Below are 14186 nucleotides of genomic sequence, written 5' to 3' on the forward strand. Positions count from 1 at the left end.
TCGCGCGGCGACGGCGTGGGTTTGGGCGGACGGGCGGGCTGCATCAACGTATGTTGACCGCGTGGGCAAGAGACTTGCCCACCCTACGATCTGGCATGTTTGGGCGTAAAAAAGGGGCTTGCGCCCCTTTTTTCGTGCCCTTACTGCGGCTTACGCATCCTGCATCACGCAATCCACGAAGTAGCCGCGCTTGCCATCCACCTCGCGCTTCACCAGCCCGTGCACGTCGGTCTCGAAGCCCGGGAAGCGTTCGTTGAAGTCGCGTGCGAAGCGCAGGTAATCCACGATGGTCTTGTTGAAGCGCTCGCCCGGGATCAGGAGCGGAATGCCCGGCGGGTAAGGCGTCAAGAGGATCGCGGTGATGCGGCCTTCCAGCTCGTCGATGGCCACGCGCTCGATCTGGCGGTGCGCCATCTTGGCAAACGCGTCCGAGGGCTTCATGGCCGGCACCATGTCCGACAAATACATCTCGGTGGTCAGGCGCGCCACGTCGTACTGCTTGTAGAACAGGTGGATCTCGGTGCACAGCTCGCGCAGGCCGCGGTTCTCGTAGCGCGGGTTGGCCGAGGCGAACTGCGGCATCACCTGCCACATCGGCTTGTTGCGGTCGTAGTCGTCCTTGAACTGCTGCAGCGCCGTCACCAGGGTGTTCCAGCGACCCTTGGTGATGCCGATCGTGAACATGATGAAGAAGGAGTACAGGCCGCACTTCTCGATGATCACGCCGTGCTCGGCCAGGTACTTGGTCACGATCGAGGCCGGGATGCCGGTCTCGCCGAACTGGCCGTCCAGCGACAGGCCCGGGGTCACGATGGTCGACTTGATCGGGTCGAGCATGTTGAAGCCCGGGGCCAGCTTGCCAAAGCCATGCCAGTCGTCCTCGGCGTGGATCATCCAGTCTTCCTGGGTGCCGATGCCTTCTTCCGACTGCACGTCCGGGCCCCAGACCTTGAACCACCAGTCGTCGCCGAACTCGGCGTCGACCTTCTTCATGGCGCGGCGGAAGTCCAGCGCTTCCAGGATCGACTCCTCCACCAGGGCGGTGCCGCCCGGCGCTTCCATCATCGCCGCGGCGACGTCGCAGGAGGCGATGATCGAGTACTGCGGCGAAGTCGAGGTGTGCATCAGGTAGGCCTCGTTGAAGGCGTCCTGGTCGAGTTTCACGGTTTCCGATTCCCGCACCAGCACCTGCGAGGCCTGCGACAGGCCGGCCAGCAGTTTGTGCGTCGACTGGGTCGAGAAAATCATGGACTGCTTGGCGCGCGGGCGGTTCTCGCCGATCGCGTGCATGTTCTGGTAGAAGCTGTGGAAGGCCGCGTGCGGCAGCCAGGCTTCGTCGAAGTGCAGGGTGTCGATCTTCCCGTCCAGCATTTCGCGCAGGGTCTCGACGTTGTACACCACGCCGTCGTAGGTCGACTGGGTGATGGTGAGGATGCGCGGCTTCTTGTTGACGGCCTCGCGCGCGAACGGATTCGCCTCGATCTTGCGGGCGATCGATTCGGGCGTGAACTCTTCCAGCGGGATCGGACCGATGATGCCGAGGTTGTTCCGGGTCGGCATCAGGAACACGGGGATCGCGCCGCACATGATGATCGAGTGCAGGATCGACTTGTGGCAGTTGCGGTCCACCACCACGATGTCGCCCGGGGCGACCGTGCTGTGCCACACCATCTTGTTCGAGGTCGAGGTGCCGTTGGTCACGAAGTAGCAGTGGTCGGCGTTGTAGATGCGCGCGGCGTTGCGCTCGGATTTCGCCACCGGGCCGGTGTGGTCGAGCAGCTGGCCGAGTTCCTCGACCGCGTTGCAGACGTCGGCGCGCAACATGTTCTCCCCAAAAAACTGGTGGAACATCTGGCCGATCGGCGACTTCAGGAACGCGACGCCGCCCGAGTGGCCCGGGCAGTGCCACGAGTACGAACCGTCATAGGCGTAGTTGACCAGCGCGCGGAAGAAGGGCGGCGCCAGCGAATCGAGGTAGGCCTTGGCTTCGCGGATGATGTGGCGCGCCACGAACTCCGGGGTATCCTCGAACATGTGGATGAAGCCGTGCAGCTCCTTCAGGATGTCGTTCGGGATGTGGCGGCTGGTGCGGGTCTCGCCGTAGATGTAGATCGGGATGTTGGCGTTCTTGTGGCGGATTTCCTTGACGAAGGCGCGCAGGCCGGTCAGGGCGAAATCGGTTTCCTCGGCCGAGCCGCCGCCGAATTCCTCGTCGTCGATGGACAGGACGAAGGCGGAAGCGCGCGACTGCTGCTGGGCGAACTGGGACAGGTCGCCGTAGCTGGTCAGGCCGAGCACCTCCATGCCTTCCTGCTCCATCGCGGCCGCGAGCGCGCGAATGCCGAGACCGGAGGTGTTCTCGGAACGGAAGTCCTCGTCGATGATGACGATGGGGAAACGAAATTTCATGGACAGCTCCAAAGCGAAGCGCCGCGCAAGCGCCCGGCCCGGGAGGGAGCGGACGCCGGCAGCGGCACCGGGGAAAAGAGGAAACGGATTTTCGCAGAAATCAGGCGCACCGGTGCAATTATTTTGCGATTCTGGCCATGAAGCCTACCCAGTGCGCGCAATCGCTGGCGCACACTAGCCGCCCAGGCGGCGCCCGAGCCGGCGCATGGCCTCGGTCAGCAGCGCCGCTCCCACGGCGGCCGCCAGCGGCCCGGACGAGAAGGGCAGCGGATCGGCCTGGAGCGCCGCGAAGATGGCCAGCGTGATGCCGAAGGCGGCCACCGCGCTGGTCAGGGTCAGCAGCCAGGTACGGCGCGACAGCAGGGTAATCGCGGCCAGCGAGATCGCGATCTGCTGGGCCACCGAAGCGGCCGACCACTGGCGGTGGCGATGCAGCTCCTTCTCCGAGCGCGTATTCCAGGTGTCCGAGGTCGCTTCGAAGCGCTCGGCTTCCTGGCGGATGGCGTCCTTCTCCTGCCCGTAGCGCTGGATCTCGCCGCGGTAGTGGGCCTGGTCCACGCCCGGCAGCTCGGAGGCCAGCTCGGCCAGGTTCTGGCGGCTGGCCTTGGCCTGATAGTGGCCCCAGGCGTTGGCGGCGCTGGTCTTGGCGATCGCGGCGTTGCTCTTGTACAGGGCCGCGTTGCTGTGGGCGGCGCTGCCGATGAAGCCGAACATGGTGCCCAGGGTCGCCAGGATCGCGATCAGGACCGCCACCTTGCCGGCGAAGCCGTCGCCCCCGCGCGAGCCCGGAGGGCGCGTTCCCGGTTCCGCCATCTCATGCCTCCCTGCGGGTATAGGTGACGAAGGCGTAGGCCGGGCCGTCCGCCTCGGGCGGATGCGGTTCGCGCGCCGTCTCTCGCCACACGGCGCGCTCGATCGGCGGGAAGAAGGTGTCGCAGTCGTAGACGCGGTCGATCTCGGTGACGATCATGGCGTCGGCCAGCGCGATCGCCTCCTTGAAGACCTGGGCGCCGCCGATGATGCTGGCCGGCGCGCCGCCCAGCAGGTCCAGCGCCTCCGCCAGCGAGCCGGCGCACTCGGCGCCCGGGTGCGACCAGCCGGGGTTGCGCGTGATGACGATGTTGCGCCGCCCCGGCAGCGGACGGCCGATCGAGTCGAAGGTCTTGCGTCCCATGATGACCGGCTTGCCCAGGGTGACGCGCTTGAAGTGCGCCAGGTCCTGCGGCAGGTGCCAGGGCAGGCGGTTGTCGATCCCGATGCCGCCCCTGGCATCGATCGCCACCACCAGGCTCAGGCGCGGGCCGGCCGTTGCTTGTGCCTCGGGCATCATCGTGTGCGCTCCATCGTGTTCAAGACCTGAATTGTTGTTGTATTAAAACGGACGTGTCAAGCGATATGCATGGCCTGACGCGCGTCCGGGACAGCAGGCTCAGACCGCCACTGGCGCGCGGATCGCGGGATCCGGATCGTAGCCTTCGAGCGCGAAATCCTCGTAGCGGTAGTCGAACAGCGAGTCGGGCTTGCGCAGGATGGCCAGGCGCGGCAGGGCCTTCGGGGTGCGCGACAGCTGCAGCGCCACCTGCTCCAGGTGGTTGTTGTACAGGTGGCAGTCGCCGCCGGTCCAGATGAACTCGCCCACCTCGAGCCCGGCCTGCTGGGCCATCATGTGGGTCAGCAGCGCATACGAGGCGATGTTGAAGGGCACGCCCAGGAAGATGTCGGCGCTGCGCTGGTACAGCTGGCAGGACAGTCTGCCGTCGGCCACGTAGAACTGGAACAGGGCGTGGCAGGGCGGGAGCTTCATGGCCGGCACGTCGGCCACGTTCCAGGCCGAGACGATCATCCGGCGCGAATCCGGCGAGTGGCGGATCTGGTCCAGCACCTGGGTCACCTGGTCGATGTGCCCGCCCGAAGGCGTGGGCCAGCTGCGCCACTGGTAGCCGTAGATCGGACCGAGCTCGCCGTGTTCGTCGGCCCACTCGTCCCAGATGCTCACGCCGTTCTGTTTCAGGTAGGCGATGTTGGTCGAGCCCTGCAGGAACCAGATCAGTTCATGGATGATGGACTTGAGATGGACCTTCTTGGTGGTCAGGAGCGGAAAGCCCTGTTGCAGGTCGAAGCGCATCTGGTGGCCGAACACCGAGAGCGTGCCGGTACCGGTGCGGTCGGTCTTGACCGCGCCATGCTCTTTCACATGGCGCATGAAGTCGAGGTATTGGCGCATGGGGATCGAATTGGATGACAGCCCGCTATTGTAGCTTGTAATACCGGCATCCGTGCCGCCGCCCGCCGCGCAGGTCGTTTACTGCGCGAATTCGAGGTGGACGCCGTGCAGGAAGAAGCCGAGCGGGCGCGGATCGCTGCCGCCGGTGGGCCGCGGCGCACGGGTGTGGGTAAGCGCGATGTCCAGCACGGGTGCGGCGCCGAGCGCCTCCGGCAGCGCGAGCGGGGCCTGGCCGAGGGCATGGGTGCCGAGGTCGGTGCCGTTGACGACGACGCGCGATGCGCGCACGCCATGCGCATGGTAGTAGCCGACCAGCCCGAGCGCGCGCACCTGGCGTCCCGGCGGCGGCGTGACGCGCAGGCGCGCCCGCTGTCCCACGTTCCAGACCGACTGGCCCGCCACCGGCGACCAGCCCGCGCCAAGCGACAGGCCCGCGGACGGCGCCGGCCCGACGGCGATGCGCAGCGCCGGCGCCGCGCCCGGGATGCAGCGCAGCGGCGCGTCGTGATAGCGCCAGCCCGAGGCCAGTGTCACGATCCTCCCCGCGGCGAGGTGGCTGCCCGGTGCGCACAGCCCCGCCGTGTCCTCGCTGTTGGCCCAGAAGCGCAGCAGCTTGTTCGGACCTTGCGGCCCGCGGTGCAACACCACCTGGTCGTGGGTCGTGAAGTCCTCGCGGCCGCGCTCGCGTTCCAGGAAGATTTCCGGATCCGGATGGTAGCGCTGCGGTGCATGGTCGAGCACCCATCCGGCGAGCCGTCCATGCCGCGTCGGCGCATGCCGTGGCGGCAGCACCAGCCAGGCCGCCAGCGCCTGCAGCAGCACGGCCACCGCCAGTGCGCTCCAGCGCCGCCGCGCCGCGCATTCGGCCAGCCCCGCCAGGGCGACCGCCAGCAGCGGCATCGCCGTCCAATAGGCGTAGCGCGCGACGACGATCGCGCCGCTGCTCCAGTTGCTCGCCGCCAGCGTCGGCAGCGCCAGGCCCAGGCAAAGCAGCAGCGCGATCGCCGTGTGCAGCATCCAGGCGCGGCGCCGCTCGGGCGCGCAGGCCAGCAGCAATGCCGCCGCGCAGGAGAACAGTCCTGGCAGGCCGAACACCAGGCCCTGGTTCAGGTCGAACAGGAAGGAAAACAGGCGCTCCGGGCGCACCAGCCCGGGGTCGGTGTAATAGTGTCCGATGATGCTCGGCGTGCCGAACCAGCGCTGGTTGTACCAGTAGGGCAGCACGGCCAGGGCGATGCCTGCCGCGATCAGCAGGACGGCGCGCAGCAGCCGGCGCGCGCTTGCCGGGGGCGCCGCCAGCGCCAGCGCGGGCCGCCAGCGGTACAGCAGCGCATAGCCCGCGGCGGCCGGGATCAGGCCGGCGATCGATGGATTCTGGGTTGCGCCCAGGCCAGCCAGCGCCACCGTCAGCGCCAGGTCGCGCCGCAGCGCCGCCAGCACGGCGAACAACACGCAGCAGCCGGCCATCAGTTCCGGGCCGCTCCACACCGTGTAGTAGATGGGTCCCATGAGCAGCAGCAGGGACAGTTCCGGCAGCCCGGCGGTGGGGAACCAGCGTACCAGGCGCCAGGCGGCAAGCGCCAGGATGGCGAGGTTCAGCGCGGCCAGGGCCATGAAGGGGTTCTGGCCGAGCGCCACCGCCAGCGCGTAGAAGGGCGCGGCCAGCAGCGAGTACATCCAGAAGTGGATGGCGCGCACGCTGCCGTCGAGGGCGCGCGCGAATCCGTGCACGATGTCGCCGTCGCGCTCAATGCGTTCGAGGGCCGGTTCGAGCATGCCTGGCTGCAGCCGCGCGCGCGCCAGCGCATGCGGCGGCATGGCCTTGAACGCTTCCACGTCGGAGCGCCGCAGTTCGGGCGAACCGTGGGCGACGAAGCCCTGCGCCATGGCCAGGTATTCCATGCCGTCGCCGATCAGGCGCGCCTTTGCCAGGCAGGCCAGTGCGAACACGGCGCACAGGACGGCAAAGGCAATGCGCGCGTACAGGGGCGCGCCGGCAGGGGCGGGTCGTGGCATGGAACTGGGCAATATGCAAACGCGTGATTCTACCAAGGGCAGGCGACACCGCGGCGGCCGCCCGGCGCGCCCGACTGCTGGCGGACGCTGCCCGCCGCCGCGCTGCGCTAGACTGGCGCCATGGCAGAACCCGACCGCTACCCGAGCACGCCGGACGGCCGCTACTTCGTCGTACGCGGCCGGCTCTGGCGCAGCAGCAATCCCGCGCTGCCGGAACAACGGCGCCAGCAACTGGTCGATGCGCTGATGGAGGCGCGCCGGCGGGTCGGCGCGGCCAGGCGCGCGGGCGAGCCTGAAGCGGAGCGCGCCGCGCGTACCGCGGTCGATCAGGCCAAGCGGGCGCTGGGCGAGCGCGGTCCCGTGTGGTGGAGCGACGGCGCCCCGGACTACAACCGGCGGATGGTGAAGAACACCCCGTACGCCGGGTGGTATGCGCGGATCGCCTCCGCGCCGGATCGCTAAGGTCCGCCTTCTCGGGCCGGCGTGGCGAGGGCGTGCGCGAACAGCGCCAGCGCGGCGCGCACCCGCTCGTCCGGCGCATGCAGCAGGTTATCGCCCACATACAGCTCGAAGTAGCTGGTGCCGGGCATTACACCGCCGGCAATGCGGTTGAATATCCAGGTGCCGTGGCGCTCGGCCAGCTCGCGCCGGATCGCCAGTGCGCGCTCCGGCGGCACCGGCAGATGCAGGTGCAGCATGTTCACCTGCGGCGCGGCCGGGTTGACGCGGATGATCGGGTGCGCCGCCAGTTCCCGGTACAGGAAGCGGGTGCGGTCCAGGTAGTCCGGCATCGCCGCCAGGCGCGCCTCGAAGTCCATCGCCGCCGCCACCACATAGGGCGAGCGGTGGATCACGTTGCCGCCCTGGCGCCGGAACCATTCCGCGGCGCGCGCCACGAATTCCCCGCTACCCGCCAGCATGGCGCCACCGAGGCCGCCGATGCCCTTGTACAGCGAAACATAGACCGAATCGAAGCCGGCCGCCACCTCATGCAGCGGCCGCGCGTAGCCGGCGGCCGCTTCCCACAGGCGCGCCCCGTCCATGTGCAGGTGGACGCCGCGCGCCTGGCAATGGGCCTTGATCGCCTCCAGTTCGTCCCAGGAAGACAGCTGGCCGCCGATCTCGCGCAGTGGCAGTTCGAGCCCGACCGCGCCCAGCCGGTCGGGAATCGCCGCCAGGTCGGCCACCGTCCAGGGCCTGTGCCGCTCGCCCGCCTGCAGCGCCTTGAAGTGGCCCAGCAGCTGGTAGTTGGAGCGCTCGTGCACGAAGATGTGCGAAGTCGGATGCAGCGCGGCGAGTGTGCGCGCGCGGTCCTCGCAGGCCAGGCGCAGGGCCGTCACCTGGGCCATGGTGCCGCTGATGCAGAACACGGCCGCTTCCTTGCCGAGCAGCTGCGCGATACGCGCCTCGAAGGCCTGCAGCAGGGCGCCGCTGCCGTACACGTCGTGCTCGACGCCGTTCGCTTCGCACCATGCCGCCATCGCCGCGAACAGCTCGGCCGGCGTGCGCGCGCGGTGTCCCGGGAGCACCGTGTGGCACTGGCGCTGCAGCGCGCTGTCGCTCATCGCGCTCATCGCGTTCGACTCCGCTAGGCCACGGCCGGCGCGTGCGCGCCGAACTGCAGCGCCGCCAGGTTGGCGTACACGCCCCCGTGCGCCACCAGCGCCGCATGGGTGCCGGCTTCCACCACCCGGCCTTCGTCCAGCACGATGATGCGGTCGGCGCGCTGCACGGTGGCCAGGCGGTGCGCGATGATGATGGTGGTGCGGCCCACCATCGCCGCCTCCAGCGCGCGCTGCACGAGGCGCTCGGATTCGGCATCGAGCGCGCTGGTCGCTTCGTCCAGCAGCAGCAGCGGCGGATTCTTGAGCAGGGCGCGCGCGATCGCGATGCGCTGGCGCTGGCCGCCGGACAGGCGCACGCCGCGCTCGCCCAGGAAGGCGCCATAGCCCTGCGGCAGGCGCTCGATGAACTCGTGGGCGGCCGCCATTTTCGCGGCCGCGATCACTTCCTCGTCGCTGGCACCGGGCCGGCCGTAGCGGATGTTTTCCAGCGCGCTGCTGGAGAAGATCACGGTGTCCTGGGGGACGATGCCGATCGCATCGCGCAGCGCGTGCAGCGACAGGTCGCGGATGTCGATGCCGTCCAGGCGGATGCTGCCTGCCTGCGGGTCGTAGAAGCGCAGCAGCAGCTGGAACAGGGTGGTCTTGCCCGCGCCCGAAGGGCCGACCAGGGCCACGGTCTCGCCGGCGGCGATGTCGAGCCTCAGGTGCGACAGCGCGGCGCTGTCAGGGCGCGACGGATAGCTGAAGCTGACCTCGTCGAGCGTGACGCGGGCGCCGCCCGCCAGGCGCGGGGGCAGCGGACGCGGGTGCGCCGGGTCCTGGATATCGGAACGTACCGCCAGCAGTTCCAGCAGGCGCTCGGTGGCGCCGGCGGCGCGCTGGGCTTCGCCCATCACTTCCGACAGCGCGCCGATCGAGCCGGCCACGATCGCGGCGTACAGGATGAACTGCCCGAGGTCGCCGCCCGTCATGTTCCCTTCGAGCACCGCGTGGGCGCCGAGCCACAGCACGAACACGATTGCGCCGAACACCAGCACGATGGCCAGCATGGTCAGCGTGGCGCGCGCGCGGATGCGCCGGATCGCGGTGCCGAAGGCGCCTTCCACCGAGTGCTGGAAGCGCCCGGCCTCGATCGACTCGTGGGTGAAGGCCTGCACGGTCGGCATGGCGTTGAGGATCTCGCCGGCCAGCGCCGAGGCGTCGGCGATGCGGTCCTGCGAGTCGCGCGAGAGCTTGCGCACGCGGCGCCCGAACAGCACGATCGGCAGCACCACCAGCACCAGCAGGCCGAGGATGATGGCGGTCAGCTTCGGACTGGTCACGAACAGCATCACCAGGCCGCCACCGAACAGCAGGGTATTGCGCAGCGCCAGCGAGATGCTGGTGCCGACCACGGTCTGGATCAGGGTGGTGTCGGTGGTCAGGCGCGACAGCACCTCGCCGGTGCGGGTAGTCTCGAAGAAGGCGGGGCTCTGCTGCACCACGTGGCGGTAGACGGCGGCGCGGATGTCGGCCACCACCCGCTCGCCCAGCCAGGACACCATGTAGAAGCGCGCGGCGGTGGCCACGGCCAGCACCGCGGCCACCCCGAACAGGGCCAGGAAGGTGGCATTCACGTGCTCGATGCCGCGCGCGCCGACGCTGGCGCCGAAGCCGTGGTCGATCATCTGCTTGAAGGCGGCGGGAATCGCCAGCGTGGCGCCGGCCGCGAACAGCAGCGCGATGCCGGCCAGCAGGAACTGGCGGCGGTAGGGAGCCAGGTAGGGCAGCAGGCCCTTGAAGGCGGCCAGGCTGCCCTTGCGGGCGGCGCCGCCGGTGTCGGGGGTATCGGGGGTATCGGGGATACCGGTCGTGCCGGTGGTACTGGAAGTCATCGTCTGCGTGGGCGTCGTTCGTATTCTTGTTCGTTCAAAGCTTCATCGGGCGCACATAGCCCGTCATTTCCAGGTAGCCGCGGCCCAGGCGCCGGCCATCGCGGCTGACCGTGATCGCGCCTTCCCAATACACCGCGCCGGTCGAACGGCGCGAATCGAGCTCCTGGTCCTGCTGCAGGGGAGCGAGCTGCCAGCGCAGGCCGCCGGTCGCCACGTCGAACGCGACCGGGTACTCGGCGCCGGTGCGCGGCGACTTCCAGTGCGCGGTCGGCGTGAACCTCACCTGCTCAGGCGTGTAGCGGGTCACCCGGCCCGCGCGGTCGCGCAAGGTGGCGTGCGCCCATAGTTTATCACCTTGCCTGCTGCGGATCTGGAAAGCCATGAGGGCGCCGCCGTCGTCGAGGTTCACCCCGATCCAGTCCCAGCCGGTGGCATCGGGCTGCAGGGCCTCGCTCGACCATTCGTGATCGAGCCAGGCGCTGCCCGTCACCGCCACCGGAAGGCTGCCGGCGCGCCCGGCCTTGCCGCTCACCTTCAGCTGCGGCTCGCTGTAGTAGTGGCTGGCGTACTGCGGGCTGGCGCCCTTGCGCGAGTAGCCGCCTTCGCCCTGCAGCAGCAGCGGCTGGGTGGGCTGCAGGCGCAGTTCCAGCGTCAGTTCGCTGGAGCGGATCGTCACCCGGTAGTCGCCGCCGCTGTCGCGCACCATGCGCCAGTCGTCGAGCTTGAGATCGGTGTTGCCGGTGCGCGCCCAGGCCAGGCCGAAGCCTTCGCGCGCGCTCTTCTGGTCGTGCACCAGGCGGCCCAGCGCCGGGTCGGACAGGGCGGCATGGCCGATCACCAGCTGGCGCGGGGCAAACGCGCTCGGGTTGCGCGGATCGTGCTCGGTGCGGCTGCGAAAGAACGTGACCTGGAAGCCGAGCGGCTTGCCATCCGGGGTCTCGATCCAGCCGGTGACATACCACCACTCGGTGCGAAATTCCGGATGGGCGCCGTAGTCCTGCGGGAAGGACAGCGCGCTGCCGGGGGTTACAGGCGCGAAGCGCGGCGGCTCGGCGTGCACCGGGACCGCAGCCAGCATCGGCACGAACAACAGGAACCACACCAGTGCTGCGCGCATCTACCAATCCTCCCTGACTGCGCGTACCGGACCACCCGACAGCGCGTAGCGTCCCGACACCAGCGCGGTGGCGACCGAGGCCCCGACCAGCACGGCGGCGACGCTCCCCAGCAAGGTCCACGGCAGGTGCAGCTGCATCGTCCAGTGAAAGGACTGGGGATTCACAACATAAACCAGGATCAGGCTGATGACCAGTCCCAGCGCGAAACCGCAGGCCACGCCCAGCAGCGTGAGCAGGCCGCCCTCGAAGGCGAGGATGCCCAGCACCTGGCCACGCGTGACGCCCACGTGGCGCAGCATGCCGAACTCCTTTGCGCGCGCCAGGGTCTGGGCCGAGAAGCTGGCCGCCACGCCGGACAGGCCGATGGCGATCGCGATCGCTTCCAGCAGGTAGGTGACGGCGAAGCTGCGGTCGAAGATGCGCAGGCTGGCGCTGCGGATCTCGCCGGCCGACATCAGCTGCAGGGCGCCGCCGAAGGGCAGGGCGCGTACCTGGGCCGCGAGCGCCTCGGCGCTGCCGCCGCGCGCGGCGAACAGGGCGGCATCGCTGACCTCGGCCTCGCCGGTCAGGGCGCGGTAGTCGGCCAGCCGGATCACGATCGATCCGGCCTGGTTGGCATAGTCGCGCCATACGCCGGCCACGAAGAAGCTGGCCTGGCGCCCGCCGAGCGGCAGGGTGATGGTGGCGCCAGGGCGCGCGCCGTACAGGTCGACCACCGCTTCCGACACCCAGGCCGGGCGCGCGCCGGGCGGCGCACTAGCCGCCTGGCCGACCAGGAACAGCAGCCGGCCCGGGTCGCCGGCATCGATGTCGCGCGCGACCACCACCACGTTCGGCCGGTCCGGCGCCAGCGAAACGGGACGGGTGCGCAGGAAGTGAACCTGGGCCACGCCTGGCAGCGCCGCCAGCGCCGCCTGCTGCTCCGGCGTGAGAAAGCCGGTGTTGCCGCCGGCGGCGCTGCGCAGGTACAGGTCGGCCGGCAGGATGTGGCCCATCCAGTCGTCCACCGAGACCCGGAAGCTGGACACCATGATGCCCATCGCCACCATCAGGCTGAAGCTGGCCAGCACCCCGCCCAGCGCGATCGAGGCCTGGCCGGGCGCGTTGGCCAGGCGCGCCACGGCCAGCGCCAGCACCGGCGGCGCGCGCCTTGCCCGGTTCATCAAGGCTTCCAGCGCGCGAAAGCCCGCCGCGGCCAGGCGCGGCATCAGGCCGATTCCGCCGACCAGCAGCAGGGCGATCGCCAGGTAGCCGAACAGGGGCAGCTCGAACACCGGCGGCGCGAACGCCAGGCCGGCCGCCAGCGCCAGGCAGGCCAGGGCCGGCCACACGCGTGCCAGGCGCGCGAGCGCCACCTCGTCGGCGCCGGACTTGATCGCCAGGGCGGGGCGGGCGCGCGCCGCGTCCCAGGCCGGCGCCAGGCAGCCGAGCAGGGCGACGCCCAGGCCGAGCAGGAAGAACATGGTGGCCGCCACCGGCGTGAACTGTACCCGCGGGCGGATGCCGGGGAAGTAGCCGGCCCCGAGGTCGCCGCCGAAGTAGTGCAACGCCAGCGCCGCCAGCGCATAGCCGCCGGCGACGCCGAGCAGGGCCCCGGCCACGCCCAGGCTGGCGCCTTCGAGCAGCACCTGGCGCAGCAGCTGGCCGCGCTCCCAGCCCAGCACGCGCAACAGCGCGAACTGGCCGCGGCGCCGCATCACCGACAGCGCCTGGGTGGAAAACACCAGGAAGGCGCCGGTGAACAGGGCTACCAGGGCCAGCACCGTGAGATTGACGCGGTAGGCACGGCTCAGGTTGGCGTTGCGCTGTTCCTGGTCGCCGTCGTCCGGCTGGCGCACGGCGAAGCGGCCCGGATAGGCGCGCTCCAGGTCCTGCGCCAGCGCGCGCCGGAACGCGCCACGGTCGACGCCATCGCGCAGTTTCAGGTCGATCCGCGCCAGGCGTCCGAGCCGGCCGAAGCGCCACTGCATGGCGCCGATGTCCATCACGGCCAGGCGCTGGCCGGCGCGGGCGCGCGCCACCTGGCCGGCCACCCGCAGCCGTACGTCGCCCGCGCCCGCGCGCAGCACCAGGGTGTCGCCCGGGCGCTTGCCAAGCCAGGCCAGGGCGGCTGGCGACAGGAAGACCGCGTCGTCCGCCAGCACGTCCATCATGCGGCCTTCCGCGGGCACGCCGGCGAGGTCGGGTGTGATGTAGCCCGCGCGCAGGGCGTCGATGCCGACGATGCGCAGCGCACCCTGGGCCCCGGGCAGGCCGGCCGCCAGTTCCAGTATTGGAGAAGCGACCGCCACCCGCGGATCGGCGGCCAGTTGCGCATACACCGCCTCGTCGAACAGCGGTTCGCGCCCGGCCACCTGGACGTCTGCCTGGCCGGACAGGCTTTTCACGGCGGCCGAGAACTCGTTGAAGGCGGCGGCGTTGATCAGGTGGATCGCGAAACCCATCGCCACCCCGATCGCGATCGCGGCGACCGCCAGCAGCGCCCGCACCGGGTGTGCGCGCCACTCGCCGAACAGGAGCCAGCGCGCCAGCAGGGTGGAAGCCGGGCTCAGGGCGGACACTCCGCCGCCAGCGCCTCGGCCTGGCGCTTTGCCTTGACGCGCGCCGCGCCGGCGTCGTCCTTCGCGGCGCGCGCGGCATCCTCACCCGCCCATTTCGCCTCCAGCCGCAGCTTGTCGCAGCGGCGGCGCTGCACGGCCGCGGCGCGTTCGGTGCGCGCGGCATCGCGTGCCGCCTTCTGTTCGCGCAACGCGCGCGCGCCTTCGATGTCCTGCACCAGGGCACTCTGGCGCGCCAGGCGGGCCAGGGTTTCCGGATCGGCGCCGCTGCTGGCGGCCGGCAGTTGCACCGCCGTCCGGCCGCAGGGGCGGTCGCTGTAGCTCGGCCTGCCATTCTCGATGCACTTGTAGACGGTTGCGGCGGCGGCCGGCCCGGCCAGGCAGCACAGCAGCAGAACGGGTATTCTCAGCATGTCGTCTCC

Annotated in this window: 11 protein-coding genes; 1 reads left to right on the forward strand and 10 read right to left on the reverse strand. The window is 70.1% G+C overall.

Annotated features, from left to right (window positions below; genetic code table 11):
- Window positions 1-150 precede the first annotated feature (150 nt).
- The 5 genes from LCI23_RS04875 to LCI23_RS04895 all read right to left on the reverse strand — a co-directional run bounded on the left by LCI23_RS04875 (window position 151) and on the right by LCI23_RS04895 (window position 6649).
- Complete coding sequence (locus tag LCI23_RS04875; protein WP_224944877.1) at window positions 151-2409, reverse strand: arginine/lysine/ornithine decarboxylase; 2259 nt, start codon at window positions 2407-2409, stop codon at window positions 151-153.
- 174 nt (window positions 2410-2583) lie between these two features.
- A complete protein-coding gene (locus tag LCI23_RS04880) occupies window positions 2584-3222 on the reverse strand; it encodes a DUF4337 domain-containing protein (RefSeq protein WP_224944879.1) in 639 nt (212 codons plus the stop codon).
- A gap of 1 nt (window position 3223) precedes the next feature.
- Complete coding sequence (locus tag LCI23_RS04885) at window positions 3224-3739, reverse strand: dihydrofolate reductase (RefSeq protein ID WP_224944881.1); 516 nt, start codon at window positions 3737-3739, stop codon at window positions 3224-3226.
- 99 nt (window positions 3740-3838) lie between these two features.
- Window positions 3839-4633, reverse strand: coding sequence for a thymidylate synthase (locus tag LCI23_RS04890; protein ID WP_224944883.1), 795 nt, complete (start codon window positions 4631-4633; stop codon window positions 3839-3841).
- 78 nt (window positions 4634-4711) lie between these two features.
- Window positions 4712-6649, reverse strand: coding sequence for a hypothetical protein (locus tag LCI23_RS04895; protein ID WP_224944887.1), 1938 nt, complete (start codon window positions 6647-6649; stop codon window positions 4712-4714).
- 120 nt (window positions 6650-6769) lie between these two features.
- Between LCI23_RS04895 and LCI23_RS04900 the strand changes: the two genes are divergently transcribed.
- Window positions 6770-7111 carry a hypothetical protein gene (locus LCI23_RS04900; RefSeq protein ID WP_224944888.1) on the forward strand — a complete coding sequence of 114 codons (342 nt, stop codon included), beginning with the start codon at window positions 6770-6772 and terminating at the stop codon, window positions 7109-7111.
- Here the strand turns inward: LCI23_RS04900 and LCI23_RS04905 are convergent.
- From LCI23_RS04905 to LCI23_RS04925, 5 genes are read right to left on the reverse strand one after another with little or no spacing between them, the layout of a single operon-like run.
- Complete coding sequence (locus tag LCI23_RS04905; protein WP_224944969.1) at window positions 7108-8214, reverse strand: low specificity L-threonine aldolase; 1107 nt, start codon at window positions 8212-8214, stop codon at window positions 7108-7110. The two genes, LCI23_RS04900 and LCI23_RS04905, sit on opposite strands and share 4 nt — an antisense overlap.
- Before the next feature lie 23 nt (window positions 8215-8237).
- The gene (locus LCI23_RS04910) at window positions 8238-10088 is read right to left on the reverse strand and encodes an ABC transporter transmembrane domain-containing protein (protein WP_224944889.1); all 1851 of its coding nucleotides are present in this window, start codon (window positions 10086-10088) and stop codon (window positions 8238-8240) included.
- A 34-nt stretch (window positions 10089-10122) separates the two neighbouring features.
- On the reverse strand, window positions 10123-11205 hold the full coding sequence (locus tag LCI23_RS04915) for a carotenoid 1,2-hydratase (protein ID WP_224944891.1): 1083 nt from the start codon (window positions 11203-11205) through the stop codon (window positions 10123-10125).
- Entirely contained in the window at window positions 11206-13767 is a 2562-nt protein-coding gene (locus LCI23_RS04920; protein WP_224944893.1) for an FtsX-like permease family protein, read from the reverse strand.
- Window positions 13755-14177, reverse strand: coding sequence for a DUF4124 domain-containing protein (locus LCI23_RS04925; RefSeq protein ID WP_224944895.1), 423 nt, complete (start codon window positions 14175-14177; stop codon window positions 13755-13757). Before LCI23_RS04925 ends, LCI23_RS04920 begins: the two co-directional genes overlap by 13 nt.
- Window positions 14178-14186 lie beyond the last annotated feature (9 nt).

This window comes from Massilia sp. MS-15, from assembly GCF_020176695.1.
Classification (GTDB): Bacteria; Pseudomonadota; Gammaproteobacteria; order Burkholderiales; family Burkholderiaceae_D; genus Telluria; species Telluria hydrophila.

What these genes read in the sequence shown, in the direction of transcription:
- LCI23_RS04875 (WP_224944877.1), bottom strand. Translation starts at nt 2,409, where the DNA reads ATGAAATTTCGTTTCCCCATCGTCATCATCGACGAGGACTTCCGTTCC.
- LCI23_RS04880 (WP_224944879.1), bottom strand. Translation starts at nt 3,222, where the DNA reads ATGGCGGAACCGGGAACGCGCCCTCCGGGCTCGCGCGGGGGCGACGGC.
- LCI23_RS04885 (WP_224944881.1), bottom strand. Translation starts at nt 3,739, where the DNA reads ATGATGCCCGAGGCACAAGCAACGGCCGGCCCGCGCCTGAGCCTGGTG.
- LCI23_RS04890 (WP_224944883.1), bottom strand. Translation starts at nt 4,633, where the DNA reads ATGCGCCAATACCTCGACTTCATGCGCCATGTGAAAGAGCATGGCGCG.
- LCI23_RS04895 (WP_224944887.1), bottom strand. Translation starts at nt 6,649, where the DNA reads ATGCCACGACCCGCCCCTGCCGGCGCGCCCCTGTACGCGCGCATTGCC.
- LCI23_RS04900 (WP_224944888.1), top strand. Translation starts at nt 6,770, where the DNA reads ATGGCAGAACCCGACCGCTACCCGAGCACGCCGGACGGCCGCTACTTC.
- LCI23_RS04905 (WP_224944969.1), bottom strand. Translation starts at nt 8,214, where the DNA reads ATGAGCGACAGCGCGCTGCAGCGCCAGTGCCACACGGTGCTCCCGGGA.
- LCI23_RS04910 (WP_224944889.1), bottom strand. Translation starts at nt 10,088, where the DNA reads ATGACTTCCAGTACCACCGGCACGACCGGTATCCCCGATACCCCCGAT.
- LCI23_RS04915 (WP_224944891.1), bottom strand. Translation starts at nt 11,205, where the DNA reads ATGCGCGCAGCACTGGTGTGGTTCCTGTTGTTCGTGCCGATGCTGGCT.
- LCI23_RS04925 (WP_224944895.1), bottom strand. Translation starts at nt 14,177, where the DNA reads ATGCTGAGAATACCCGTTCTGCTGCTGTGCTGCCTGGCCGGGCCGGCC.